The organism is Bradyrhizobium sp. HKCCYLRH3059 (assembly GCF_051168035.1).
Lineage (GTDB): Bacteria > Pseudomonadota > Alphaproteobacteria > Rhizobiales > Xanthobacteraceae > Bradyrhizobium.
On sequence record NZ_JBNPUF010000001.1, the window covers coordinates 654803 to 678065 of the forward strand.

At 64.9% G+C, this 23263-nt stretch carries 21 protein-coding genes and 1 pseudogene; 12 read left to right on the forward strand and 10 right to left on the reverse strand.

Annotation, left to right across the window (positions count from 1 at the left end):
• Positions 1 to 9 precede the first annotated feature (9 nt).
• From ACQR13_RS03070 to ACQR13_RS03095, 6 genes and pseudogenes are all read left to right on the forward strand, one after another.
• Positions 10 to 639 carry a glutathione S-transferase family protein gene (locus ACQR13_RS03070; protein WP_315751797.1) on the forward strand — a complete coding sequence of 210 codons (630 nt, stop codon included), beginning with the start codon at positions 10 to 12 and terminating at the stop codon, positions 637 to 639.
• A 4-nt stretch (positions 640 to 643) separates the two neighbouring features.
• The gene (locus ACQR13_RS03075) at positions 644 to 1312 is read left to right on the forward strand and encodes an HAD hydrolase-like protein (RefSeq protein ID WP_315751951.1); all 669 of its coding nucleotides are present in this window, start codon (positions 644 to 646) and stop codon (positions 1310 to 1312) included.
• 121 nt (positions 1313 to 1433) lie between these two features.
• Positions 1434 to 2111, forward strand: a complete 678-nt coding sequence (locus ACQR13_RS03080; RefSeq protein ID WP_315751798.1) for a nitroreductase — start codon at positions 1434 to 1436, stop codon at positions 2109 to 2111.
• 188 nt (positions 2112 to 2299) lie between these two features.
• On the forward strand, positions 2300 to 3385 hold the full coding sequence (locus tag ACQR13_RS03085) for an alpha/beta hydrolase family protein (RefSeq protein WP_315751799.1): 1086 nt from the start codon (positions 2300 to 2302) through the stop codon (positions 3383 to 3385).
• Between the two features lie 144 nt (positions 3386 to 3529).
• Positions 3530 to 4083: pseudogene (locus tag ACQR13_RS03090) on the forward strand (IS5 family transposase); the annotation flags it as partial.
• Positions 4074 to 4382 carry a DUF1833 family protein gene (locus tag ACQR13_RS03095; RefSeq protein WP_315751800.1) on the forward strand — a complete coding sequence of 103 codons (309 nt, stop codon included), beginning with the start codon at positions 4074 to 4076 and terminating at the stop codon, positions 4380 to 4382. The pseudogene ACQR13_RS03090 and the gene ACQR13_RS03095, both read left to right, overlap by 10 nt.
• Here ACQR13_RS03095 and ACQR13_RS03100 read toward each other — a convergent pair whose 3' ends face one another.
• Positions 4383 to 4778: a hypothetical protein gene (locus tag ACQR13_RS03100; RefSeq protein ID WP_315715002.1), complete on the reverse strand. Its 396-nt coding sequence runs from the start codon at positions 4776 to 4778 to the stop codon at positions 4383 to 4385. It abuts the gene before it with no gap.
• Positions 4779 to 5028: 250 nt separating this feature from the next.
• Between ACQR13_RS03100 and ACQR13_RS03105 the strand changes: the two genes are divergently transcribed.
• Positions 5029 to 5487: a hypothetical protein gene (locus tag ACQR13_RS03105; protein WP_315751801.1), complete on the forward strand. Its 459-nt coding sequence runs from the start codon at positions 5029 to 5031 to the stop codon at positions 5485 to 5487.
• A gap of 21 nt (positions 5488 to 5508) precedes the next feature.
• Here ACQR13_RS03105 and ACQR13_RS03110 read toward each other — a convergent pair whose 3' ends face one another.
• Positions 5509 to 5646, reverse strand: a complete 138-nt coding sequence (locus tag ACQR13_RS03110; RefSeq protein WP_315751802.1) for a hypothetical protein — start codon at positions 5644 to 5646, stop codon at positions 5509 to 5511.
• A 555-nt stretch (positions 5647 to 6201) separates the two neighbouring features.
• On the opposite strand from ACQR13_RS03110, the gene ACQR13_RS03115 reads away from it, so the two are divergent.
• Entirely contained in the window at positions 6202 to 6732 is a 531-nt protein-coding gene (locus ACQR13_RS03115; RefSeq protein ID WP_315751952.1) for a 2'-5' RNA ligase family protein, read from the forward strand.
• Positions 6733 to 7617: 885 nt separating this feature from the next.
• Here the strand turns inward: ACQR13_RS03115 and ACQR13_RS03120 are convergent.
• Positions 7618 to 7911, reverse strand: coding sequence for an Lrp/AsnC family transcriptional regulator (locus tag ACQR13_RS03120; RefSeq protein ID WP_316193237.1), 294 nt, complete (start codon positions 7909 to 7911; stop codon positions 7618 to 7620).
• Positions 7912 to 8047: 136 nt separating this feature from the next.
• On the opposite strand from ACQR13_RS03120, the gene ACQR13_RS03125 reads away from it, so the two are divergent.
• Positions 8048 to 8440 (forward strand): nuclear transport factor 2 family protein, encoded by a 393-nt coding sequence (locus ACQR13_RS03125; protein ID WP_315751804.1) that lies wholly within the window; start codon positions 8048 to 8050, stop codon positions 8438 to 8440.
• 828 nt (positions 8441 to 9268) lie between these two features.
• On the opposite strand, the gene ACQR13_RS03130 is transcribed toward ACQR13_RS03125, so the two are convergent.
• Together ACQR13_RS03130 and ACQR13_RS03135 are read right to left on the reverse strand one after the other, a co-directional pair.
• The gene (locus tag ACQR13_RS03130; RefSeq protein WP_315715007.1) at positions 9269 to 10183 is read right to left on the reverse strand and encodes a phosphoribosylaminoimidazolesuccinocarboxamide synthase; all 915 of its coding nucleotides are present in this window, start codon (positions 10181 to 10183) and stop codon (positions 9269 to 9271) included.
• Between the two features lie 42 nt (positions 10184 to 10225).
• Entirely contained in the window at positions 10226 to 11143 is a 918-nt protein-coding gene (locus tag ACQR13_RS03135) for a pirin family protein (RefSeq protein WP_315751805.1), read from the reverse strand.
• Positions 11144 to 11281: 138 nt separating this feature from the next.
• Here ACQR13_RS03135 and ACQR13_RS03140 point away from each other — a divergent pair, with 138 nt between their 5' ends.
• Positions 11282 to 12334, forward strand: a complete 1053-nt coding sequence (locus tag ACQR13_RS03140) for a helix-turn-helix domain-containing protein (protein ID WP_315751806.1) — start codon at positions 11282 to 11284, stop codon at positions 12332 to 12334.
• Positions 12335 to 12475: 141 nt separating this feature from the next.
• A complete protein-coding gene (locus ACQR13_RS03145; RefSeq protein WP_315751807.1) occupies positions 12476 to 13882 on the forward strand; it encodes a serine hydrolase domain-containing protein in 1407 nt (468 codons plus the stop codon).
• 8 nt (positions 13883 to 13890) lie between these two features.
• Here the strand turns inward: ACQR13_RS03145 and ACQR13_RS03150 are convergent, their stop codons facing one another.
• On the reverse strand, positions 13891 to 15261 hold the full coding sequence (locus ACQR13_RS03150; protein ID WP_315751808.1) for an MmgE/PrpD family protein: 1371 nt from the start codon (positions 15259 to 15261) through the stop codon (positions 13891 to 13893).
• A 121-nt stretch (positions 15262 to 15382) separates the two neighbouring features.
• On the opposite strand from ACQR13_RS03150, the gene ACQR13_RS03155 reads away from it, so the two are divergent.
• Positions 15383 to 16525 carry an FUSC family protein gene (locus ACQR13_RS03155; RefSeq protein ID WP_315751809.1) on the forward strand — a complete coding sequence of 381 codons (1143 nt, stop codon included), beginning with the start codon at positions 15383 to 15385 and terminating at the stop codon, positions 16523 to 16525.
• Between the two features lie 5 nt (positions 16526 to 16530).
• Here ACQR13_RS03155 and ACQR13_RS03160 read toward each other — a convergent pair whose 3' ends face one another.
• The 4 genes from ACQR13_RS03160 to gyrB all read right to left on the reverse strand — a co-directional run bounded on the left by ACQR13_RS03160 (position 16531) and on the right by gyrB (position 23212).
• The gene (locus tag ACQR13_RS03160; RefSeq protein ID WP_315751810.1) at positions 16531 to 17916 is read right to left on the reverse strand and encodes an MATE family efflux transporter; all 1386 of its coding nucleotides are present in this window, start codon (positions 17914 to 17916) and stop codon (positions 16531 to 16533) included.
• Between the two features lie 769 nt (positions 17917 to 18685).
• Positions 18686 to 19165: a DUF2867 domain-containing protein gene (locus ACQR13_RS03165; protein WP_315751811.1), complete on the reverse strand. Its 480-nt coding sequence runs from the start codon at positions 19163 to 19165 to the stop codon at positions 18686 to 18688.
• Between the two features lie 142 nt (positions 19166 to 19307).
• Positions 19308 to 20603, reverse strand: coding sequence for a UDP-N-acetylglucosamine 1-carboxyvinyltransferase (gene murA / locus ACQR13_RS03170; RefSeq protein WP_315751812.1), 1296 nt, complete (start codon positions 20601 to 20603; stop codon positions 19308 to 19310).
• Positions 20604 to 20776: 173 nt separating this feature from the next.
• On the reverse strand, positions 20777 to 23212 hold the full coding sequence (gene gyrB / locus ACQR13_RS03175) for a DNA topoisomerase (ATP-hydrolyzing) subunit B (protein ID WP_315751813.1): 2436 nt from the start codon (positions 23210 to 23212) through the stop codon (positions 20777 to 20779).
• Between the last annotated feature and the right edge of the window lie 51 nt (positions 23213 to 23263).

A 23263-nucleotide genomic window follows, 5' to 3' on the forward strand; every position in this document is an offset into this window, starting at 1 on the left:
AGGACGCTCATGAGGCTGTACGATTCCGCGACGGCGCCAAGCCCGCGCCGCGTGCGCATCTTCCTCAGCGAGAAGGGCCTCACGATTCCCACCGTTCAGCTCGACCTGCGCGCCGGCGAGCAGTTCCGGCCGGAATTTCGCGCGCTGAACCCGCAATGCACGGTGCCGGTCCTGCAGCTCGACAGCGGTGCTGCGATCACCGACATCATCGCGATCTGCCGCTACCTCGAGGAGCTGCATCCTGAGCCGGCCCTGATGGGGCGGAGTGCGGAGGAACGCGCGCTGATCGAATGCTGGGTGCGGCGGATCGAATGGGATGGCATCTACGCCATCCAGGAAGCGTTCCGGAACAGTGCGCCAGGGTTGGAGAGCCGCGCTCTGCCCGGCCCGTTGCCGCTCGAGCAGATTCCGGCGCTGGCGGAGCGCGGGCGTCTCCGCGCCACGCACTACTTCGCGTGGCTCGATGCGCGGCTGGCCGATCACGCCTTCGTCTGCGGACCCGACTTCACCATTGCCGACATCAGCGCCATGGTGACGGTGGATTTCGCGGTCCGCGCCAAGCTCGATCCGCCGGATCACCTCCACCATCTCGCGCGGTGGTATGGTGTAGTTTCGAGCCGTCCCAGTGCGAAGGCTTGATATGATGAGCCTCGGTCGTCACTCCGTCCTGCTCGACCTCGACGGCACTCTCATCGACTCCCAGCCCGGCATCGCCGCGAGCGCCCTAGCGGCGTTGCGCGCGCTCGGGCATGCACCGGACGAGACGCTCGATATCCGCCGTGTCATCGGGCCGCCGCTGCAGGACATGTTGCGGGCGCTGCTGCAGGCCTATGACGACGATCGGGTCGACGAAGCGGTGACCGCCTATCGCCAGCATTACGGCGAGAGCGGACTGTTCGGCAGCGCGCTCTATGCTGGCATCCGGGACGCGCTGCACGAGATGCATGGCGCGGGGGTGCGGCTCTATCTCGCGACATCCAAACGGGAGGTGTTTGCGCGCCGCATCCTCGAGCATCTCGATCTCGCGTCGCTGTTCGACGCCATCCACGGCTCGGTGCCGTCAGGCCTGCTGGACCACAAGCCGGAGCTGCTCGCGCATATTCTCACCGAGCGGAATATCGCACCCTCCGACGCGATCATGGTCGGTGACCGCCGCCACGACATTGCCGGCGCCCATGCCGTCAGGATGCGCAGCCTCGGCGTGCTCTGGGGCTATGGCAGCCGCGACGAGCTCGAGATGGCCGGCGCCGACCGCCTCGTGGAATGTCCGGCCGATCTCGCGCGCGCCGTGCTGTCGATGCTGAAGGTCTAGCTCGATCACAACCTCCTGTGTTCGCGACACCCCGATCGGTCCGCGCGTCAACCTTGCACCGGAACCGGAAAGCCGCGAATATTCGCGGCAGGTCAGTTGTCATCACGGGACTATCACACACATGCAGTTCGACGACGTCATCCTCGGCCGCCGCAGCATCCGCGGCTACAAGCCCGATCCGGTGCCGCGGGCGCTGATCGAGGAGATCATCGGGCTTGCGATGCGCGCGCCGTCGTCGATGAACAGCCAGCCCTGGAATTTCTACGTCATCACCGGCGAGCCGCTGAACCGCATCCGCGCCGGCAACACCGAGCGGATGGTCGCCGGCGTCCCGCAGTCGCGTGAATTCCGTATCGGCCAGCCCTTCGCGGGCGCGCATCGCGAGCGCCAGGTGCAGGTCGCCAAGCAGTTGTTCTCCGCCATGGGCATCGCGCGCGACGACAAGGACAAGCGACAGGACTGGGTGCTGCGCGGCTTCCGCCAGTTCGACGCACCGGTCTGCATCATCGTGACCTATGATCGTGCGCTCGACGGCAGCGACGACACGCCGTTCGACTGCGGCGCCGTCACCAATGCGCTGGTCAACGCCGCCTGGTCGCGCGGCCTCGGCGCCGTCATCAACAGCCAGGGCATCATGCAATCGCCCGTGGTCCGCGAGCACGCCGGCATCGCCGACGACCAGGTCATCATGAAGAGCATCGCGCTGGGCTGGCCGGATCACGATTTCCCCGCCAATGCCGTGGTGTCGGAGCGGAAGCCGGTGAAGGAAGCGACGGTGTTCGTGGGGTTCGAGGACTAGAGCGCGTACTCATAAAGCTCGATCAGGTCCACTTTGGAGGTAAGGCCAACCTGGCTGCTGCGCGACATCGAAGTGACGCGATAGTATTTCGAAGCTGAAGGGCCTCGTGGTATCAAGAGCTGGCCGACTTCGCAGCGGTCATTGCGTTGCCGGCCTACATGTTTTGCGCGTCTAGGATCGGACATCTGATGAAATTTCTGGCCCTGTTGCTGGCCCTTCTCGCAGCGCCAAATGGTGCTTGCGCAGAAGGAGCAGTCTTTAGGGTCGGTGTAACCGAGCGTGATTTTGTTCCTGCTGAGCCTTACAATTGGCGCGGCGCCCAGACACATGCGCTCCGCGCAACGATATGGTATCCGGCCGCAGCGGATGCGCCCGAGAGACCGCAGTGGATCGGGCCGCGCATCATCCCGTTCTTCAGCGCCGGCAGCGCCGCGCCCGATGCGGAGCCGGCATCGGGACCCCGGCGTGCGTTCGTCGTCCTGTCCCACGGTAACGGCGGCGCAGCGTTCCAAATCGCTTGGCTCGGCGCAGCACTGGCGGGGGCTGGCTTTATCGTCGTCGCAGTCAATCATCCCGGCAATAGCGCTCTCGAGGACTATACCGTCGAGGGTATGTCATTGTGGTGGCTGCGAGCTGTGGATGTTAGCGCCGTCATCGATGCGATGCTCGTCGACAAGACATTTGGCAGCCGAGTCGATCCCGCGCGCATCGGTGCCGCCGGTCATTCGCTCGGTGGCTACACTGTCCTCGCGGCCGCCGGTGGCATCAGCAATCCGGAACTGCTGCAGGTGTTTTGCCGCTCGCCTGCGGCCGACGCGTCATGCAAACCGCCGCCGCCCGCTGCCGTCATGCGCCGGGAGACCCTAGCACGTCTGAGCGTCGATCCCAATTTCCGGCAACGCTACAGCGAGGCCGGCAAGTCCTATCGGGACGAACGCATCCGCGCGGCCTTCGCCATGGCGCCCGGGCCAGGCCCGATCTTCGCACCGAACAGCCTTGAGAAAATCTCGATTCCCGTTGCGATTGTCGCCGGAAGCGCCGACGAAATTGTCCCGACACCCGCCGCTGCCGAGACATTCGCTAGGTTGATCCCGCATTCGACTCTGAAGATATTTCCGAAGGCCGGCCACTTCATATTTCTGGACACGTGCACTCTGGTCGGAAGCGCATTCTTTCGGAGCACGTGCCGCGATCCCGATGGCGCCGACCGTGAGGCAGTTCATGCCGAGACGATCAGACTTGCGGTCGATTTCTTCACCACGTATCTGCGCTGAGCGCTTTCATTGTTGGTCTTCTCGACTGCAATTTATCTGCTGGCTTGTGTTTAGTCCTAATAGCGATCCGTTGTCGTGCTAGGCTGTGGGCATTGTGTTTGGCGGGGTGCATGTGATTCGAACTCCCAAACTGGGGAGCGAATCATGCGCTACGAACTCGCCGACTATGAATGGGTTGCCATCAAGCCATGCTGCCCAACAAGCCGCGTGGCGTTCCTCGGGTGAACGACCGTCGGGTCCTTAATGGCATCTTCTGGGTCTTGCGATCTGGAGCGCCATGGCGCGACCTGCCAGACGCCTACGGCCCGTACACGACCTGCTACAATCGCTTTGTTCGTTGGCGACAAGTCGGTGTTTGGGCCAAGATTCTGAACGCACTGGCAGGCGCCCATGATGCCGCTGTCCAGATGATCGACACCTCCATCGTCCGCGTCCATCAGCATGGAGCTTGCATCACAAAGAACCAGCGTCAATCGATGGGACGGTCACGCGGCCGCCTGACGAGCAAAATTCACGCGGTTGTCGATAGCAATGATCTGCCGGTACGGCTTGCGTTGAGCCCCGGCGAAGCTCACGACGTTCGACTTGCCGGGAAACTGCTGTCTCGTCTGAAATCCGGATCAATGCTGCTTGCGGACCGTGGCTATGACGCCGACTGGATCAGGGAGCTTGCCATGAAGAAGGGCGCGTGGGCAAACAGCGCGAGGGCCAGCCGCCTTTCTGCAGGATCTCGATCGACAATGTCGCGCGCGATGTGGTGCCGCAGATCCGCGCTGCGCTTGGGGTGCGCGCCTATATCGATGTGCTCTACCGCGAATATCTCGGCAGCGACCTGACCGGCCCGGCCTATGGTCCCGTGCAGTTCGAGCTGCGCAACAATCAGATGACGGGGACCACCGTGACTGGCACGGTCATCGCGAAGAATCTGCAGAACAAGCGCTTTCCGCGCATCACCAAGAACTACGACTATCAGCAGTTTCCGAGCCTGTTGTCCTGATCATGAAAATGAGATGGCTCGATAGAAATAGCTCGCGATGTATCCATAAGCGACAGCGAGCAGGACGGCCTTCAGCAGGAACAGAATGTGCATGGGAAGATCGAGCAGCGGTGTGTGACGGAAATCCTCGTTCTCCTTGATGCCAACGATCTCCTGCTTCCGATAGTACAAGAACCAGATGATTGCTCCGAGGAAATACTGGAGGAGATCAGCCAGTAGACCGCACGCAATCAGAAGGAGCGGAATCAATAGCTCGCGCGGAATAGCGGATCGTCCTGTGACGTCCTTCTTGAACGTCCAAATGATAACAACGCCTGTCAGGCCCAGATGACGACAGATGTCGCTTACCTTGCCGGAGTACGTCGCGAACGCGTCTCGGCAGTCCTGAAGGTTCATCGTGTTTTCGAGTCACGGCTGAAGATCTTCAGGCGACCAAACCGCTCCCTTTGTTTTGCCTCTAAAGAACCGCGCCCGGCTGTCGGACCTCTGAAGAGGTCTTCCCACCATCGCCTCTTGCGGTGCACGGATTCCACCTTTGGCTTCTCCACGAATGCCGTCGGCGTGTCGGGCTTATGGTTATCGACCATGTCGCAACCTCCAATTGCAGGGCGCAATATGACAGCGTGGCCGAGAGAATTCAACTGACATGGGACGCGGCGACCGAGCGGCCTTTCTCAGCCTCCTGATCGGCGAGCCCTGGGCCTGGGCCCAGCACAATTGCTGGCAGTTTGCGGCGGCGGTGCAGCGCGAGCTGTTCGGCCGCGAGCCGCCGCATGTCGGCGTGCCCACCGGCTTTTCGCGGCGCTGGGTGATCGAGGAGTTCGCCGGCCATGCCGCTCGCGCGGCCGCGCCCGACTGCGCGTCGCAAGCGTGCGCCGAAATCGCCGCCAAGGATGACCAGGACTGCCGGAGCTACGGCGCGCAGCCGGGCACGGACGCCTATGTTCAATGCCGGGCGACGCGCGCATCTGCTCACGAGACGGCCGACGCCGTCCAGGCTGCGGCGCCTCCGCCATCCAGCCCGCCGCCGATCCCGGAAGCCTCGTATCCTTCGCGCCCGCCGGTGCACTGCGTCACGACGGGGCGCTTCACGAACTGCATGTGAAGATGTCGCGCAAGTCTGACCTCAGGCGAGGATCTCTTTGCCCGCCTCGGTCAGCTTCACATAGGTGCCGCTCTCGTGCAGCCAGAGCCAGCCCCGAGGGACCGCCAGGTCGAGGCCGGCCTTGTACTCCGCCGGCGTGGCTTTCAGGTCGGCCAGCATCGGCCAGTTGATCTTCTCGATGTGGACGCGGCCGTCTGAGCCGGCTCGATGCCGGCTGAAATCCTAACCAGCTCGCGCGCGGCGGTCTCCGGGGCGGCATAGGGGCGGGGAGAGGCGAATTTCATCAGCGTCGCGTTCGTAGTTTTTCGACCGCAATGTGGCGTTCCGGTCCGGGACGTGTTCCGGGACTTTTCATCGACATCGGTCCCGGAATGTCCACTTTGATCCTCATTTGTTTCGCGAGAGTTCGATGAGACCCAGACGCGATGGTGCTCGCAAACATCTATTTTTCCAGGTTTTCAACGATGACGACTGGCGATCCCAGCAAGGCTCTCCGGAGGATCCGGATCAAAGGTGTTAGCGCCGAGTGGGTCACAACCCGTATCCATGCGATTCCCGAGAGTTATTAGGGCTTGTGACCCACTACAACCGACGGGCGGAGGCCAACTTGCTCACCTCGAGAGGAATGTCAGTTTTAAAGTCGGCGGACGCAGACGTTGGAGCGAGCACTGATCAATTGCCATGGACGAGGGGGGCAGAGTAAATCTCGTGTCCATGCCGTTCGCAATCACACTTCCGTTCGACCACATCAGCGCTAGCAAGATCCAAGCCATGTGGCGTCATCTCGCCGCCGACGGAATCGACGCCGATCGGCATCAGCTTGGCTACGCTCCACACGTCACCGTTGCCATCTATCCGGACGAAACACCTCTTAACAGGCTGCGCAGCGCTATTGAAGATACGTGCCGAAACTGGGAGCCGCTCCCTGTTCGCCTGAGCGGATTGGGTGTGTTTCCCGGAGACGGCGCCGTTCTATGGGCAGTACCAGTAGTGACGGCCGGTTTGCTTGCTCGTCATGACGCTATCCACTCCGCACTGGGCGATCTTAATGTGCACGAGCACTATCGACCAGGAGCGTGGGTGCCACACGTGACGTTATCGGGTGCCTTGCATGACCCGGGGGCGGCTCTCAAGGCCCTCCTGTCCGGTTGGGAACCGATCACCGGTTTTCTTGATCGTGTCGAATTGGTCAGCTTCCGTCCAGTTGAAGTGCTGCTGAGTTCGGCGTGCCGTGGCAGCGATTAATTTGTTCAGGCCATTTTAGGTCACTTTCTTCTCGGCCGCAGGTCGCTCACTCGTTGGGCCATCGCAGAAGGTCTCGAACGCAAATATCGGGTTTCGGTTGCAACCGAAGGTCGGTCGCTGGCTCAGTAAGTTGGTCGGTACGTAAAGGAGGCGTAGTTGCCTTGCAAAATCGATCTAATATTCCCTGGCGTTGCTGGAAAAGTTCGTCGAATTACGACCGCATCCGTTCTGGTCGCTGCCGGGGCGGTACCCTATCTCTCCCTTGCCAACGATGGCCAGCTAGCTCCACTGCCAATAGTTTGCGAGGCCGATCAAAGCGCCCTAGCGGAAGATCCCTCTTGCTTGAAACGCTTTCAGGGGATTGCCTCGCGAAAGGGCGATCTGCTGCTGCTGCTAGAGAATAGGCAAATTAAGACCTACAGGAGTGATCGAGAGGCATGTCGGCGAGATCCAAACGGCGAGAGGTGCGTCGTCTTCCGGCTAGACGCACTATATCCTTCGCAGAACTCGCTCCTGATTGAGGCAATTCTGGGCGACTGCGGGGCACTATGAGTTCATTAGCCGCAAGACCGGCAGTATCGTCCAAATGTCCAATGCCACGAGGCCGGTACAGTCACCGAACGGCCGGTATCTGGTATCCATTGATCGGAGCGACGAATGCAGTCGTCCCTACGACGTCTCGATTTGGTCAACCGATTCCGATCCGCCGACACAACAGCTTAAATACACAGCTAAGCGGTACGAAAATTGGAACATCTTCACATGGGTCGGAGATGAACTAATCAACTTCAAAGTCATCGTTAGTGATCACGACGGATCCTTCGAGCAAGAAGCCCAAGCGACTCGGTCTGCAGAAGGCTGGAAGCTGGTATGGGGAAAGCGAACTCAGACTTCCGGCATGGCGCAGACGGTCTCCTCGAACGCCAGGGCGTGCTCGTTGGCGTGTCCTTCGATCTTGATCGCCAGGAACGCCGAAAAGCCGAGACCGACGCCATCGCGATTCAGGACGGCGCGATAGCCTTGGATGATGCCCTCCTGCTCCAGCCGCTTGACACGCCGAAGGCAGGGCGAGGGTGACAGACCGACCCGATCGGCAAGCTCGACATTGCTGAGCCGCGCATCGGCCTGCAATTCCCCGATGATGCGCTGGTCGATCGCATCGAGCTTGGCTTTTGGCATATTTCTGACAATCCGGGCGCGCCGGGAGGACGGTTTATTGCGCGGCAGGCCGTTATGGTAGCACAGTTCGCAAGGACATGCCCGCCGGTCCGGAGCGAAGATGAGGTGAGATCAACCCGCCCGGAGATCCCTCGACATGACCGATACTGCTACCCATCAAGGACTGTTCGCCGCCGTCGAGCGATACTTCGACCTGATGTTCGATTCCGACGTCGACCGGTTTGACCGCGTGTTTGCGCCGACCGCGCAACTGCATGGTCTGCGTGACCAGGCTCTGCGCGTTCTGACCGCGACCGACTATCGTCAGCTGCTGGCGACCACTCCCTCTCCGCAGTCGAAGGGAGCGCTCCGCCAACAGGAGATTCTGCTGATCGACTTCGCGTCGCTCTCGCAGGCGGTCGTGAAGGTGCGCGTCAGGATCGATCCGATCCTCTATCTCGACTATCTCTGCCTTCACCTGATCGATGGCGAGTGGCTGGTCACGGCCAAGTCGTTTCATGTCGAGCGGCGCTTTACGGACGGAGAGTGATCTCGGTCTGGTGCCGCGCCGCATATCCGCTGCCTGCAGATAGCCCGTCGGGCTAATCTGTCGCATGAGATTTTGATTGCTATTTTTCCGAAGTCGTGCTCTTATCCGTGCATCCCGTCCTCATGCAGAGGGGCGTACGCGTCGTCACGATACGTAGAGGCGGGGAGCGGTGGCCGCGTGCCTGTCAGGCGCTCTTGCGCTGACGAACGGCAGCGCGCGGACGGTCAAGCCGTGTGGTCCTGGCGCCCCGATGCTGGCGCCAAGCTCGCGATGACGTTCGTGCGTCGTGGCGGGCGACGGGGGCAAACAAGCCGGTCCCCGGGGAGAGTACGGAGCAGCCGTTAAACCCATCGCGCAGGGAGGGCCGGGATGTCTCGGCTGAACCTGTGGTGACCGCCGCGTGCATTTTTTTTCGCACGCGGGCCATGGGGGCGGCCAGCTCCCGGCCTTCCCTGCGCCCTCGCATTTTAAGAGGGCGAGATCGATCAGCATAGCTCGGGCAAGCATGGCCGCGAGATCGACGCAGCGCGTCTCGTTAGCAACTCTCCGATGATCAACGATGCCTTGGCTGATGTGAGCACGCGCCTCGCAGAACGATCAGTTCTCACCTCGCCCCGCTTGCGGGGAGAGGTCGGATTGCATCGAAGATGCAATCCGGGTGACGGGGGCTCTCCGCGAGTCTGGTGTGCATGGAGAGTCCCCTTCACCCCAGCCCTCTCCCCGCAAGCGGGGCGGGGGAGCGCACCGCCGATACGGTACCAGTTCGACTCCCACTCCGAAGAAAATACTGCCTTCGGATCCGTCATCGCGGCGAGAGACGTGCAGTGCTCAGATCTTCAGCTCGCTGCCCGTCACCCGCCGGAACGCCTCCAGATAGCGCTGGCTGGTCGCATCCACCACGCTCTGCGGCAAGGGCGGCGGGGGGGCGTCGCCGTTCCAGCGGCCGGCACGGCGCTCGGCATCGAGATAGTCGCGCAGCGGCTGCTTATCGAAGCTCGGCTGCGGCTGGCCCGGCTGATAGGCATCGACCGCCCAGAAGCGCGACGAGTCGGGCGTCATCACCTCGTCGATCAGGATGATGTGACCGTCCTTGTCGCGGCCGAACTCGAACTTGGTGTCGGCGATGATGATGCCCTGCTCGCGCGCCAGCTTTTCACCCAGCGTGTAGACCGCGCGCGTCATGCTCTCCAGCGTATACGCGGTGTCGTCGCCGACCACCTCGCGCATTCGCGCAATGGTGATGTTCTCGTCATGGCCGGTCTCGGCCTTGGTCGCGGGGCTGAAGATCGCGGGGTCGAGCTTCTGGCTCTCGACGAGGCCGGCGGGAAGCTGCTCGCCGGCCAGCGTTCCATGGGCCGCATATTCCTTCCAGGCCGAGCCGGAGAGATAGCCGCGGATCACGCATTCGATCGGGAACACGGTGGTGCGCTTGCACAGCATCGCGCGCCCAAGAATCTCGTCGCGATGCGGCGCCAGCGCTGGCACCTCCGCGATGATCGTGTCGGTGTCGGCCGAGATCATGTGGTGATGCACCACGCCTTCGAGCGCGTTGAACCAGTAGGCCGAGATCTGCGTCAGCACCGCGCCCTTCATCGGGATGGTTTCGTTCATCACGACGTCGAAGGCCGAGATGCGGTCGGTGGTCAGCAGCAGCACGCGGTCGTCGCCGACGGCATAGATGTCGCGGACCTTGCCGCGGCCGATCTTCGGGAGCGGCAGATTGCTGGCGAGAAGCGTGGTCATCGTGCAGAGCCTTCGAAACGGGAGCGTTGCGACCGCAATAGCCTATTCCGGCAGCGGAATGAACTCGTGCTCCTGCGGAACGGCGGCGAAGCGGCCGGTTTTCCAGTCCTGCTTGGCCTGCTCGATGCGCTCCTTGCTGGAGGAGACGAAATTCCACCACACGTGCCGCGGCCCTTCCAGGGCGTCGCCGCCAAGGAACATCATCCGGGTCGGCTTCACCGTGCGCACGCTGATGGCGTCGCCCGGGCGGAAGATCAGGAGCCGCGGGCCCTCGTGGCGCTCGCGCGCGATCTCGACCTCGCCATCGACGATATAGATGGCGCGCTCCTCGTGATCGGGATCGAGCGGCACCACCGTGCCGGCCTGCGCCGTGACCTCGACATAGAACCAGGGCGAGACCATCGTCACCGGCGAGGTCGCGCCGAAAGCCTTGCCGGCAATGACGCGCGCGGAGAAGCCGGTGTCGCTGACCGTCGGCAGCGCGTCCGCCGCGTAGTGCTGGAAGCTCGGCGCGATCTCTTCCGATTCGACCGGCAGCGCGATCCAGCTCTGCAGGCCCAGCATCCTCTGCCCGTTCTGCCGCTGCAGGTCGGGCGTGCGCTCGGAATGGGCGATGCCGCGGCCCGCCGTCATCAGGTTCATCGCGCCGGGCTGGATCTCCCGCACGTTGCCCTCGCTGTCGCGATGCATGATGGCGCCGTCGAACAGATAGGTGACGGTGGCAAGCCCGATATGCGGATGCGGCCGCACGTCCATGCCCTTGCCGGACATGAACTGCACCGGGCCGAAATGATCGAAGAAGATGAACGGGCCGACCATCTGGCGTCGGCCGTGCGGCAGCGCGCGGCGCACCGCAAAACCGTCGCCGAGATCGCGGGTGCGCGGCACGATGACGTGCTCCAGCGCATCGCACGAGGTGGGATCGCCGAACTCGGGATCGATCGATGGCTGCCAGCTCATGGGGCGCTCCTGCAATGTGGTCGCGCGAGCTTAGCAGCTTCACGAAGGCGAGGGCAGGGCACGAGGTCGCGGCATCCGCGATTTGAACGAAGCGAAGCTCCGGCCTAGAGTTCCGGCGCTGACAACGGACCCGTGACGATGACGCTCGAAAGCCTCGATCTCGCGCTTCGCGCCGCCGCCATCGCGCTGCTGGCCGTGCTCGCCGTCGCGCTGGGACGCGATCTCGGCAGGCAATGGCGCGGCCGGCTCGCGATCGCGCTGGCGCTGGGCTCGGCCGCGCATGCCGCGACCTTCAACATCGGCGGCACGGCCGCGCCATCGCTCGCTTCCGCGCCGCTGATTGCGGTGGCGACCGCCGATATCGTCGTGCTCTGGCTGTTCTGCCGCGCGCTGTTCGACGACGGCTTTGCGTTGCGTTGGCTGCACGGCCTGATCTGGCTCGCGGTGTTCGGCTTCAGCCTGCTGAGCTGTCTCGTGCTGGGGCCTGCCGGACATGGACGGCTCGTGATCGTCGCCAATAATGTGCTGGCTCTCGGCTTCCTCGGCCTGACCTTGGCGCAGACCATCCGTTCCTGGGCGGCGGATCTCGTCGAGGGACGGCGGCGCATCCGCGCCTTCGTCGTGATCGCGGCGCTGTCCTACGGTGGCGTCAATGCGCTGCTGCAGATGGCGTCCGCCGGCAGCGGCCCGTCCGAGCTTGCCAATGTGGTCAATGCGGCGATGTTCTTGGTCGTGGTCGGCGCCGTTGCGCTGATGCTGCTCAAGGTCGGTGCCGGCGATGTGCTCGCGCCGGAGGCGCCACCGGCCGCGGCGCTCGAAGCGATGGCTCCGAAAGCCGCCGACCGCAGGTTGGTGGACGCGCTGATGCGGCTGATGGCGGACGAGCGGATCTATCGTCAGGAGAACGTCACGATCGGCATGCTGGCGACGAAGCTCTCCATTCCTGAATACCGGCTGCGGCGGCTGATCAATGGCGAGCTCGGCTACCGCAACTTCAACACCTTCCTCAACACCCACCGCATCGAGGAGGCCAAGGCCGCGCTCGCCGATCCTGCCCAGGCCGAGGTGCCCGTGATCACCATCGCGATGGACGCTGGGTTCCAGTCGCTTGGGCCCTTCAACCGCGCCTTCAAGGCGGTGACCGGGGTGACGCCGACCGAATACCGGCGCATGAGGCTGTCGGCGGCGTGATCTGTTCAGCCTTGAAACTGCAAAGGAATTCCAGAATCGGCGAGATCCCGACGATTCTCGGCTGGGATGATTTCCGAAATCGGCGAGCGTCCGGGCCGCGGCCGCAGTCTGGTCCGGCAGATCCAACTGCCGGAGCTCCTCATGACCAAACGTCGCCTGCTGCTTGCTCTCGTTGCCACCACCGCGCTGACCGCCCTGGCGGTCGGCGGCGCCCGCGCCCGCGATGTGCCGAAGGTGGCAACCGGTTTCATCGCCAGCCTCCTGTGCTCGGAGACCTTCGTCTCCGGTCTCGACCCGGACCGCACGCTCTCCGAGACCCGGGCCGCGATGCCCGGCGCCGGCCTGCTGAGCTGGGCGATGGACGTCCGCGTCGATCGCGCCGCCAAGGACGTCACCGTGACGCTGCTCGGGATCGGGCAGAGCCGGGCCGTGTATCGCGACGGGCTCGGCTGCCACATGGACCATGGCGAAGCGGCGGATTGGCCGGCCATCCGGCCCGCTGCGCCAACCCCCGCTTTGCTGCCCGACGTCGCTCCGCCACGCGTCGTCGCGCCGGTCACTCCGGCCCTCGCGGCAGCGCTGGATCGCGCCTTTGCCGAGCCGGACTCGCCGCCGTTCCGGCATACCCATGCTGTCCTGGTGATGAAGGACGGCAAGGTGATCGCCGAGCGCTACGCCCAGGGCTTCACGCTCGACACGCCGCTGCTCGGCTTCTCTGCGACCAAGTCGATGACCGCGACCTTGATCGGCATTCTCGTCCGCCAGGGCAAGCTCGCGCTGCATACGCCCGCGCCCATCGCGGCGTGGCGGGACGACAAAGATCCGCGCCACGCCATCACCGTCGATCACCTCTTGCGCCACACCGCAGGCCTCGCGCTCGGCAGCTCGCTGCAGGCCTCGCTGTTCTCTGTGCTCGAGCCTGTCAACCGCATGAAATTCGTCGAAACGGACCGCGCCGCCTTCGCCGAAACCATGCCGCTCGAAACCACGCCGGGCGCGGTCAGCAATTATCACGACGGCAACACCGTCATCCTCTCTCATCTCATCCGCGACGCCGTCGGCGGCAGCGCTGCGGATGTGCTGCGCTTTGCGCATCGCGAGCTGTTCGATCCGCTCGGCATGACCAGCGTCACCCTCGAATTCGATGCCGCCGGCACACCGGAGGGATCGAGCCAGATGCTGGCCTCGGCGCGCGACTGGGCGCGGCTCGGCCAGCTCTATCTCGACGACGGCGTCGTCGCCGGCCGGCGCATCCTGCCCGCGGGCTGGGTCGCGTATGCCAGCGCGCCGACGCCCGGCGCGTTCGTCGGCCTCGGCGCTGGCTTCTGGACCAACAGTGGCGACAGCTTTGGCGCCAACTACCGCACCTCCCATGGCTGGCCGCGCGACGCGTTCTTCGCCAAGGGCACGCTCGGCCAATATGTCATCGTCGTCCCGTCGGAGCGTCTCGTCATCACGCGTTTCGGCCGCACCGTGAATTGGCCGCCGGAGGCCGATGGCGTGGCGCAGCTCGTGAGCGACGTGATCGCGGCGACGCAGGGAGAATGACGCATGCGTTACGCTCTTCCCAAAGCGGTGGCCTGCTCGACACGTTCGAATCGCTCCAGCGACAGGATCGCGTCGGCGAAGCTCTGTGCCCGGCTGCTCAGCACTGGCCGCGCCAGCGTCAGAAACTTGTCGCTCATCGCCTGCGCAGTCGGGAACGAGGTCGGCTCGCCGGAGGGATCGTCGTGCAGCCGCTCGTGCACGCCATCCGCGGTGGTGATGGTGACGCGCGCGCCGAACGGATGGCTGCGGCCGATCTCCAATTTGTCGTCCTGCACGACGTCGAACTTGTCGGCCAGTGCATTGATCGCGGCGTCGCCAAGGCGCGTGTAGTCGTCCCAGCCGAAGCGGCCCTGGTCGAGCGCAAGCGCGCCGGTGAAGAACATCGAGAACTGGCCGCCGACGATCGAGGTCGGATGGCGCTTGGTGGCGGCATCGCCCGTCAGGGTGATGCCGTTGCGATGCAGGCCGATCTCGACGCGCTTGACCTGGTCCGGCGTCAGATTGTGCTCGCGGCGCAGGGCGATGATGGCGTCGATCGCAGCATGGGTATAGCGGCAGCTCGGATACGGCTTCACGCCGATCTTCATCGTCTCATAGGTGGAGCCGAGCCCTGCGACCGCCTTGTCGTGATGCGGCGTGTCGGTGTAGCCGACGAGGAGGCCGTGCTTGCCCTCGACGGATTCGATCGCGCCGACGAAGTCGTTCTTGGCGAGCGTCGCCGCGATCACGCCGTTCATCGCCGACGCCCCGACCTGATAGCGCTTGTTCCAGGCGCCGTTGACGAGAAACTGCAGCGAGCCCGCGGCCTGGCTGCCGGACACGCCGAAAGCGTAGATCAATTGCTGCTCCGACAGGCCGAACAGCTTGCCGGCGGCGGCCGCCGCGCCATAGGTGCCTGCGGTCGCGGTCGGGTGGAAGCCGCGGGCATAATGCGAGGTCGGATCGAGCGCGTTGCCGAGCCGGCAGCACACCTCGTAACCGGCGACGATCGCGGTCAGCACCTCGCGGCCCGAGGCGCCGACCATCTCGCCGACGGCGAAGGCGGCCGGCACCACCGGCGCGCTCGGGTGCAGCGAGGAATCGGCGTGGGTATCGTCGAAATCGAGCGAATGGCCCATCGTTCCGTTGAGCAGCGCCGCCACCGCCGGCGTCCAGGTTCTGCCGTCGCCGAATACGGTCGCCTCGCCCGCCGCATCGAGCTTCAGCGCCGCCAGCATCTTCACCACCGACGGCGTCGATTCCGCCTCGCGCCGGGCCCGGATGGCGCTGCCGAGGAAGTCGAGCGTCAGCACCTTGGCGCGGTCGAGCACCTCGGGCGGGATATCGTCATATTTCAGCTCCGCGACATAGGCGGCGAGCGTTGCGGTTTCCTGGGCCATCGTGTTTCCTCGCATCGTTGCAATGACCGTAGGCAAGCCGATTCCGCCTTTCAAGCCGGTTCGGCCCGGTGGGGAGCTGCCATGCCGCGATCGCGCTGGTGCTTTTCGAGGTGAGCGACTGATGGTGTCCTTGAAACGGCTGTTCGGCCGGTTGCGCGCCCGCAAGGCGCCGATGTCGCTGGCGGTCCGCGGCACGGTGGCGGCGACGCTTGCCTTCGCGATCGCCACGGCCTTCCACCTGAAGCTGCCGCTGTGGGCGGTGCTGACCTCGCTGATCGTGACGCAAGGCAGCGTCGGGCGCTCGTTGAAGGCAACGCGCGACTACATGTTCGGTACCATCGGCGGTGCGATCTATGGCGGCGCCATCACGGTCTTCATCCCGCATTCGGGCGAGCTGCAACTGCTCGGCATGCTGATCCTGGCGGTGACGCCGCTCGCCTTCATCGCCGCGATCAATCCAAGTCTCAACGCGGCGACGGTGACGGCCGTGATCGTGCTGCTGGTGCCCACGATGGGCCATCTCGATCCGCTGGGATCGGCGATCGACCGTGTGTTCGAGGTCGCGGTCGGCGCGCTGACCGGGCTCGCCGTTTCGTTCATCGTGCTGCCGTCGCGCGCGCATGTGCAGATGCGTAGCGCGGCGGGGCGTCTGCTCGAACTGATCGCAGCCGCCTTCACCGAGCTGCTGGCCGGCCTGTCGCGCGGCCGCGACAACGACGCGCTGCATCGGATCCAGGACGGCATCGGTACCGCGCTCACCGAATTGAATGCGACAGGAGCGGAGGCCGAGCGGGAGCGCTCGGCGCGGCTGTCCTCCGGCGCCGATACCGGCCCGCTGCTGCGGACGATCCTGCGCCTGCGCCACGACGTCGTGATGATCGGCCGTGCCAGCGTAGTGCCGCTGCCATCCGAGCTGCAGGCGCGCTTGTCGGGACCGGTGGCGCGCGTCAGCGATGCCATCGCGAGCTATCTGCGCGGCTGTGCCGCAGCCATCCGCAACGGTTCCGGCCCGCCGGCGATCTGGCCGATCCACGTCGCGGTGAAGGCCTATGCGGAAGAGGTCGCCGCCGTCCGCAGCGACGGTCTCACGCGGGGCCTGCCGGGTGACGCCGCCGAGCGCTTCTTCGCGCTCGGCTTCTCGCTGGAGCAGATGCGCCAGAACCTGATCGATCTCGAGCGCGTCGTCGCCGAATGGGCGGGAGCGTCGACCGGGAAACCGCATCGACCGGAGCGCGACGAGACGCCGGATACAGCGGGGGCCTGATCTCCTCATCGTGACAACCGCAGGAAGCGCAGCACCAGAAGGGCTGCATATATGGCGGTGCCGACCGACAGGCCGATCCAGATCCCGGTCGCGCCGAGCGCGGTGTGGAAGGCGAGTGCATAGGAGGCGGGAAAGCCGATCAGCCAGTAGCCGAGCACGGCGAGCAGCAGCGGGATGCGCGTGTCCTTGATGCCGCGCAGCGCGCCGACCGCGATCGTTTGCAGCGCATCGGTGATGAAGAAGGTCGTGCCGATCAGAAGCAGCATCGCGGCGAGCGCCGCCGTCGCTTCCGCATCGGCGATGCCGGCGCCGAGGAACAGCTGCACGATGTCATAGCGGGCAATGACGATGCCGAGCGTGAACAGCATTGCGAGACCTAGGCCGAGCGACATTGCCATCAGTCCGGCGCGACGGACTCCGGCCGCATCGTTACGTCCGGCGGCGTGGCCGACGCGCACGGTCGCAGCCATGCTGATGCCGAACGGCACCATGAACAGGATCGCCGTGATCTGCAGCGCGATCTGATGCGCGGCGAGAGCGGCCGTGCTGATCAGTCCCATCAGGATCGCCGCCGCCGAGAACAGGCCATATTCGAGCAGGAACGACAGCGAGATCGGCGCGCCGATGATCAGGAGCTGCCGCATCAGCCGCCAGTCGATGCGCCCGAGCCGGGCCAGGACATGATAGTCGCGGAACGGCGGGCGCAACGCGGCGAACCACAGACCGGCAAGAAACGTTCCGAGGTTGACGGTCGAGGTGGCGAGGCCGACGCCGGTCAGGCCGAGCTGCGGAAAACCCCAGTGGCCGTAGAGCAGCGGATAGACCAGCAGCGCGTTGAGCGGGATCGCGGCCAAGGTGATCCAAAGCACCGGCTCGGGGCGGTTGACGGCGCCCATGAAGCTGCGCAGCGCCAGGAACCACAGCATCGGCGCGATCCCCCAGGCGAGACCGGCGAGATAGTCCTGCGCGAGATGCGCCACGTCCGGCGCCTGTCCGAGTGCGAGCAGGATGATCTCGCCGTTCAGCGCGATCAGCATGATCGGCAACGCGATGAACAGCCCGGCCCACAGCCCGACACGCAGCGCGCGCCGGACCAGCCCGGCATCGGCCGCGCCGAACGCCTGCGCGGCGAGCGGCGCCACCGCGGACATCAGACCCATGCCGAAGGTCGAGCCGACGAAGTAGACGGTGCCCGCTAACGCGGCCGCTGCAACGGCATCGCCGCCGAGACGGCCGATGAAGGCGAGATCGGTCGACATCATCGCGATCTGCGACAGCTGCGTCAGCGCCATCGGCGCGGCGAGGCGGACCGTCTCCCAGAGGTCGAGCGCGAGAGAAGGTGTCGGCGCCGCCGGCGGCGGCGCGTGGTCGGTTCCGGCTGTGGAGGTCATGATCGAGGCTATAGCAGTCCCCGCAGTGTCGTGCACATCACGCCGTCGTCGTCATGGGCCGTGCGAGATGCGAGCGTCGCGGCAACATCATCGTTGGAGCTTGGGTTCGCGACGTCGGCCATCGCGGACTGCTCTCGTGCCGAACCAGATCGGATCGGACGGCCACACACGTTCCCGCGACACGGCGTGCCCGGGTGATGCTCGATTTGCTCCCCTCGAACAGGAAGAGGGGCAGGGAAGGCCGGGTGCTTGACCACACCCATGGCCCGCCTGCAAAAGAAGTAGCAGGCGGCAGTCACCACAGGTGGGCCGCACATCCGGCCTTCCCTGCGCCATGGTTGGAACGGCTTATACGTACTCTCCCCGGGGACCGGGCTTGTTTGCCCCCGTCACCTGCAGATCGCTCGCCGGCTTGACCTCAGCATCGGGAGGCCAGGACCATACGATTTCGCCGTATGCGACAGCCCCTTCGTCCACGCGCCAGCCTCAAGAGAACCTGAGTGCGCGTTGTGAGCCGCCGCATCCATCGCATCCCACCCTCAACGGTCCGTGACGATCGCGAAGCGCCCCTCTCATGAGGACGGGACGGGTGCATTGTTTCTGATTTTCGAAATAGAAGCAAGCGAAAAATTCTGAAAACCGGCAAAACGCAACGTGGTGGCTCGGCTGGGCTGCCGCGCGGTTCGATGCGTTCTCCGTCATTGCTTGCGGAGTATTCAATCCGGGGACGGAGAGCCGGCGCGGCAGCGGGTCGAAGACTTGCGCGGAATCAGGCGGCCGTTGCGACCTGCCGGAGCATCGCCTTCACGACGAGGCGGTGAAACGGCTTTATCACGGCGAGATAGACGCGGCCGAGAGCGTTGTGGGTCTGCACCAGAGTGCTCGCTGTTACTTGCGTGGTCGCGCGATGAGAGACCACGTCGACCAGGACACGAAAATCCAGATGCTTGTCGTCGAAGCCGAGCACGATTCGTTGCGGCGTTTCGTCCACGACAGGAAACATCCCGATCAGAGGACGTGGGTTGCCTGGGTCCGCGCCCGAGGTCTTCAGACCGAAGGGTCTGACCAGCAGGTTACGGAGCTTCAGGAGCGCCGCCATCCACCAGGGCGCGTGACCGAGCATGCGCTCGGCCGCCGTGCGGGCATCGATGGCCGGCTCGTCAATCGCGATGCGAAATGCATCAGCGAACTCCGCGCCGGCGAGCCATCTGGTACGGTCGACGTTGGGAGTGATCTCGCTGATGGCCATGTGCAATGAGCCTCACATGTCACGGTTGTTCCCGCGCTGTGCGCGATACGAAGCATCATCGCACACGGATGTCCGCGAAGCCAGCACGCGAATGCCATAGCGCTGCTCGCAATGACGGCGGAGAGATCCTGCGCGAATAGCGCTACCGTCCGCGTTCCGGAACGCGCGTGATCTTGGCGCCCAGCGCATTCAGCCGCTCGTCGATGCGTTCGTAGCCGCGCTCGATCTGGTCGGCATTGTCGATATACGAGGTCCCCTCGGCGCACAGCGCGGCCAGCAGCATGGCCATGCCGGCGCGGATGTCGGGGGAGACGACGCGGGCGCCGCGCAGGCGGCTCGGGCCGGCGACGATGGCGCGGTGCGGGTCGCACAGCACGATGCGCGCGCCCATCGAGATCAGCTTGTCGACGAAGAACATCCGTGACTCGAACATCTTCTCGAACATCAGGATCACGCCCTCGCATTGCGTGGCGGTGACGAGTGCGATCGACATCAGGTCGGCGGGAAAGGCCGGCCAGGGCTGGTCCTCCAGCTTCGGCACGCGGCCGCCGAAATCGTCCTTGATCCGCAGCGTCTGCTCCGAGGGCACGATGAGATCGTCGCCGGCAACCTCGCAGACGATGCCGAGCCGCTCGAAGCCCATGCGGATCGAGCGTAGATGCTCGGTGCCGGCGCGCACGATGCGTAAGGGAGAGCGCGTCACCGCGGCGAGCCCGATCAGCGAGCCGACCTCGATGTGATCGGGCTGGATCGAGTAGCTCGCCTGGCCCAGCGTGCTGGCGCCATGGATCACCATCGTGTTGGTGCCGATGCCCTCGATGTTGGCCCCGAGCGCGACCAGGAAATGGGCGAGATCCTGGACGTGCGGCTCGGAGGCGGCGTTGCGCAAGTAAGTCGTGCCATGCGCGGCCACCGCGGCCACCAACGCGTTCTCGGTCGCGGTGACACTGGGCTCGTCCAGGAAGACGTCGGCGCCCTTGAGGCCGGAGGCGCGCAGCTCGATCCTGTCGGTCGCGGTGACGGTGGCGCCGAGCTGCTCGAAGGCGAGGAAATGGGTGTCGAGCCGGCGGCGGCCGATGACGTCGCCGCCTGGCGGCGGCAGCGCCACTTCGCCGCAGCGGGCGAGCAGGGGCCCTGCCAGCAGGATCGACGCGCGGATGCGCGCGCAGAGGTCCGGATCGAGGTCCGCGGCGCGGATCTCCTTGGCATGGATCGTGAGCCTGTTCCGGCCGCGCCATTCGGCGGAGGCGCCGACCGAGCGCACCAGCTCGACCAGTGTCTCGGTGTCGCGGATGCGCGGCACGTTGTCGAGCGTGACCGGATGCTCGGTCAGCAGTGCGGCGGCGATGATCGGCAGCGCGGCGTTCTTGTTGCCGGACGGCTCGATCGCGCCCTTGAGCCGGTGACCGCCCTCGACGATGTATTGAATGGGCGCCATGCGCGAAAAGTCCGTTCTGAGATGGTGATTCGCCCGGGGACCGGCGAAAGCGGAACATCGATCTTCAACGGAATTAACACGGAAGGCACGGGCAGGCCACTGCTCCGCAGACTCAGGGTGCGCCTGGTCGTCTATCGCGCCAGTGCGAGGTAGACTCGGGCTGGACGTCGCGACTACACGTCCACGTTGGCCGACAGCGAGTTGTCCTGGATGAACTCGCGGCGCGGCTCGACCACGTCGCCCATCAGCTTGGTGAAGATGTCGTCGGCCTCGTCGACCTCCTTGACCTTCACCTGGAGCAGCGTACGGGCCTCAGTGTCGAGCGTGGTCTCCCAGAGCTGTTGCGGGTTCATCTCGCCGAGGCCTTTGTAACGCTGCATGTTGATGCCCTTGCGGCCGGCATCGGTGACCGCCTCGAACAAATCGACCGGGCCATGGATCACGGTCTGGACGTCGCCACGGCGCAAGGCGCCGGGCTTCGCATAGGCCTCTTGCAGGCGGGCCGCATATTCGTCCAGCTTGCGGGCATCGACGGACGCGAGCAATGCGTCGTCGATGACGGCGACGTCCTTGACGCCCCGCACGGTGCGCTCGAAGGTGAAGCCCTGGCCCTCGACGAAGTGGCCGATCCAGCCGCGCTCGACCTCGTCGGCCAGCACGTCGAGCCGCTTTGCGATGTAGGCGGCCGCGGCGTCCGCCGTCGGGATGTCGCGGGTGATGTCCGGGCGCAGCACGCCGGCGATCGCGGCCTGCTCGACGACCTTGCGGTCGTAGCGCGTGTGCAGGTTGCGCAGGATGTTGCGGACGAGACGCGCTTCCTCGACCAGCGCCAGGAGGTCACGCCCCTTGCGCTCCTCGCCTTCCGCCGTCTTGAACACGCAATCGTCGAGGCCGGTGCCGATCAAATAGTCCTCGAGCGCGCGCTCGTCCTTCAAATACTGCTCGGACTTGCCGCGCGTGACTTTGTAGAGCGGCGGCTGGGCGATGTAGAGGTGGCCGCGATCGATGATCTCGCGCATCTGCCGGTAGAAGAAGGTCAGCAGCAGCGTGCGGATGTGGGCGCCGTCGACGTCGGCGTCCGTCATCACGATGATCTTGTGATAGCGCAGCTTGTCGATCGAGAACTCGTCGCTGATGCCGGTGCCGAGCGCGGTGATCAGGGTGCCGATCTGCTCGCTCGACAGCATCTTGTCGGGGCGCACGCGCTCGACATTGAGGATCTTGCCGCGCAGCGGCAGCACCGCCTGGAACTCGCGGTTGCGGCCCTGCTTGGCGCTGCCGCCGGCCGAGTCACCCTCGACGATGAAGAGCTCGGACTTGGCCGGATCCTTCTCCTGGCAGTCGGCGAGCTTGCCGGGCAGCGAGGAGACGCTGAGCGGGCTCTTGCGGGTCAGCTCGCGCGCCTTGCGCGCGGCCTCGCGTGCCGCTGCGGCCTGGATCACCTTGCCGACGATGGTCTTGGCCTCGCCCGGATGCTCCTCGAACCAGGCGGCGAGCGCCTCGTTCAGAACGTTCTCGACCACGGGACGCACTTCCGAGGACACCAGCTTGTCCTTGGTCTGCGACGAGAATTTCGGATCCGGCACCTTCACGGAAAGGACGGCGGTGAGACCCTCGCGACAGTCGTCGCCGGTCAGCGCGATCTTCTCCTTCTTCGCATTGGCCTCGGCGTAGCCGTTGACCTGGCGCGTCAGCGCGCCGCGGAAGCCGGCGAGATGGGTGCCGCCGTCACGCTGCGGGATGTTGTTGGTGAAGCACAGCACGTTCTCATGATAGCTGTCGTTCCACCACAGCGCAGCTTCCACCGTGATGCCGTTGACCTCCGAGCGCACCATGATCGGCGCCGGAACGATCGCCTTCTTGTTGCGGTCGAGATATTTGACGAACTCCTCGACGCCGCCGTCGTAATGCATCTCCTCGCGCTTCTCGACCGCGTGGCGCATGTCGGAGAGCACGATGTTGACGCCGGAATTGAGGAAGGCGAGCTCGCGCAGGCGATGCTCGAGCGTCGCGTAGTCGTATTCGACGTTCTTGAAGGTCTCCGTCGAGGCCAGGAACGTCACCTCGGTGCCGCGCTTGCCCTTGGCCTCGCCGACCACTTTCAGCGGCGCAATCGCGTCGCCATGGGCGAACTCGATGAGATGCTCCTTGTCGTCGCGCCAGACCCGAAGCTGCAGCTTGCTCGACAGCGCGTTGACGACGGAGACGCCGACGCCGTGCAGTCCGCCGGACACCTTGTAGGAGTTCTGGTCGAACTTTCCGCCGGCGTGCAGCTGGGTCATGATGACCTCGGCGGCGGACACGCCTTCGCCCTTGTGAATGTCCACAGGAATGCCGCGGCCGTCGTCGCGCACGGTGACCGAATTGTCCGGATTGAGCACCACCTCGACCGCGGTGGCGTGACCAGCCAGCGCCTCGTCGATCGCGTTGTCGACGACCTCGTAGACCATGTGATGCAGGCCGGAGCCGTCATCGGTGTCGCCGATATACATGCCCGGGCGCTTGCGCACGGCATCCAGGCCCTTCAACACCCGGATCGATTCTGCGCCGTATTCGTTCGCGGTTGCAGGCTCGTTGTCGGCGATGGTTTGCCGGGCGGGTTCGGTCATGTGGGGCCTTCGGAAGGGGTGGTCGAATCGGCATTGCAGATCGCATGCCGA

Bases quoted from the DNA above. Each gene is read 5' to 3' on its own strand.
- ACQR13_RS03070 (WP_315751797.1), top strand. From the start codon at position 10: ATGAGGCTGTACGATTCCGCGACGGCGCCAAGCCCGCGCCGCGTGCGC.
- ACQR13_RS03075 (WP_315751951.1), top strand. From the start codon at position 644: ATGAGCCTCGGTCGTCACTCCGTCCTGCTCGACCTCGACGGCACTCTC.
- ACQR13_RS03080 (WP_315751798.1), top strand. From the start codon at position 1,434: ATGCAGTTCGACGACGTCATCCTCGGCCGCCGCAGCATCCGCGGCTAC.
- ACQR13_RS03085 (WP_315751799.1), top strand. From the start codon at position 2,300: ATGAAATTTCTGGCCCTGTTGCTGGCCCTTCTCGCAGCGCCAAATGGT.
- ACQR13_RS03100 (WP_315715002.1), bottom strand. From the start codon at position 4,778: ATGAACCTTCAGGACTGCCGAGACGCGTTCGCGACGTACTCCGGCAAG.
- ACQR13_RS03105 (WP_315751801.1), top strand. From the start codon at position 5,029: ATGGGACGCGGCGACCGAGCGGCCTTTCTCAGCCTCCTGATCGGCGAG.
- ACQR13_RS03110 (WP_315751802.1), bottom strand. From the start codon at position 5,646: ATGCTGGCCGACCTGAAAGCCACGCCGGCGGAGTACAAGGCCGGCCTC.
- ACQR13_RS03115 (WP_315751952.1), top strand. From the start codon at position 6,202: ATGCCGTTCGCAATCACACTTCCGTTCGACCACATCAGCGCTAGCAAG.
- ACQR13_RS03120 (WP_316193237.1), bottom strand. From the start codon at position 7,911: ATGCCAAAAGCCAAGCTCGATGCGATCGACCAGCGCATCATCGGGGAA.
- ACQR13_RS03125 (WP_315751804.1), top strand. From the start codon at position 8,048: ATGACCGATACTGCTACCCATCAAGGACTGTTCGCCGCCGTCGAGCGA.
- ACQR13_RS03130 (WP_315715007.1), bottom strand. From the start codon at position 10,183: ATGACCACGCTTCTCGCCAGCAATCTGCCGCTCCCGAAGATCGGCCGC.
- ACQR13_RS03135 (WP_315751805.1), bottom strand. From the start codon at position 11,143: ATGAGCTGGCAGCCATCGATCGATCCCGAGTTCGGCGATCCCACCTCG.
- ACQR13_RS03140 (WP_315751806.1), top strand. From the start codon at position 11,282: ATGACGCTCGAAAGCCTCGATCTCGCGCTTCGCGCCGCCGCCATCGCG.
- ACQR13_RS03145 (WP_315751807.1), top strand. From the start codon at position 12,476: ATGACCAAACGTCGCCTGCTGCTTGCTCTCGTTGCCACCACCGCGCTG.
- ACQR13_RS03150 (WP_315751808.1), bottom strand. From the start codon at position 15,261: ATGGCCCAGGAAACCGCAACGCTCGCCGCCTATGTCGCGGAGCTGAAA.
- ACQR13_RS03155 (WP_315751809.1), top strand. From the start codon at position 15,383: ATGGTGTCCTTGAAACGGCTGTTCGGCCGGTTGCGCGCCCGCAAGGCG.
- ACQR13_RS03160 (WP_315751810.1), bottom strand. From the start codon at position 17,916: ATGACCTCCACAGCCGGAACCGACCACGCGCCGCCGCCGGCGGCGCCG.
- ACQR13_RS03165 (WP_315751811.1), bottom strand. From the start codon at position 19,165: ATGGCCATCAGCGAGATCACTCCCAACGTCGACCGTACCAGATGGCTC.
- murA (WP_315751812.1), bottom strand. From the start codon at position 20,603: ATGGCGCCCATTCAATACATCGTCGAGGGCGGTCACCGGCTCAAGGGC.
- gyrB (WP_315751813.1), bottom strand. From the start codon at position 23,212: ATGACCGAACCCGCCCGGCAAACCATCGCCGACAACGAGCCTGCAACC.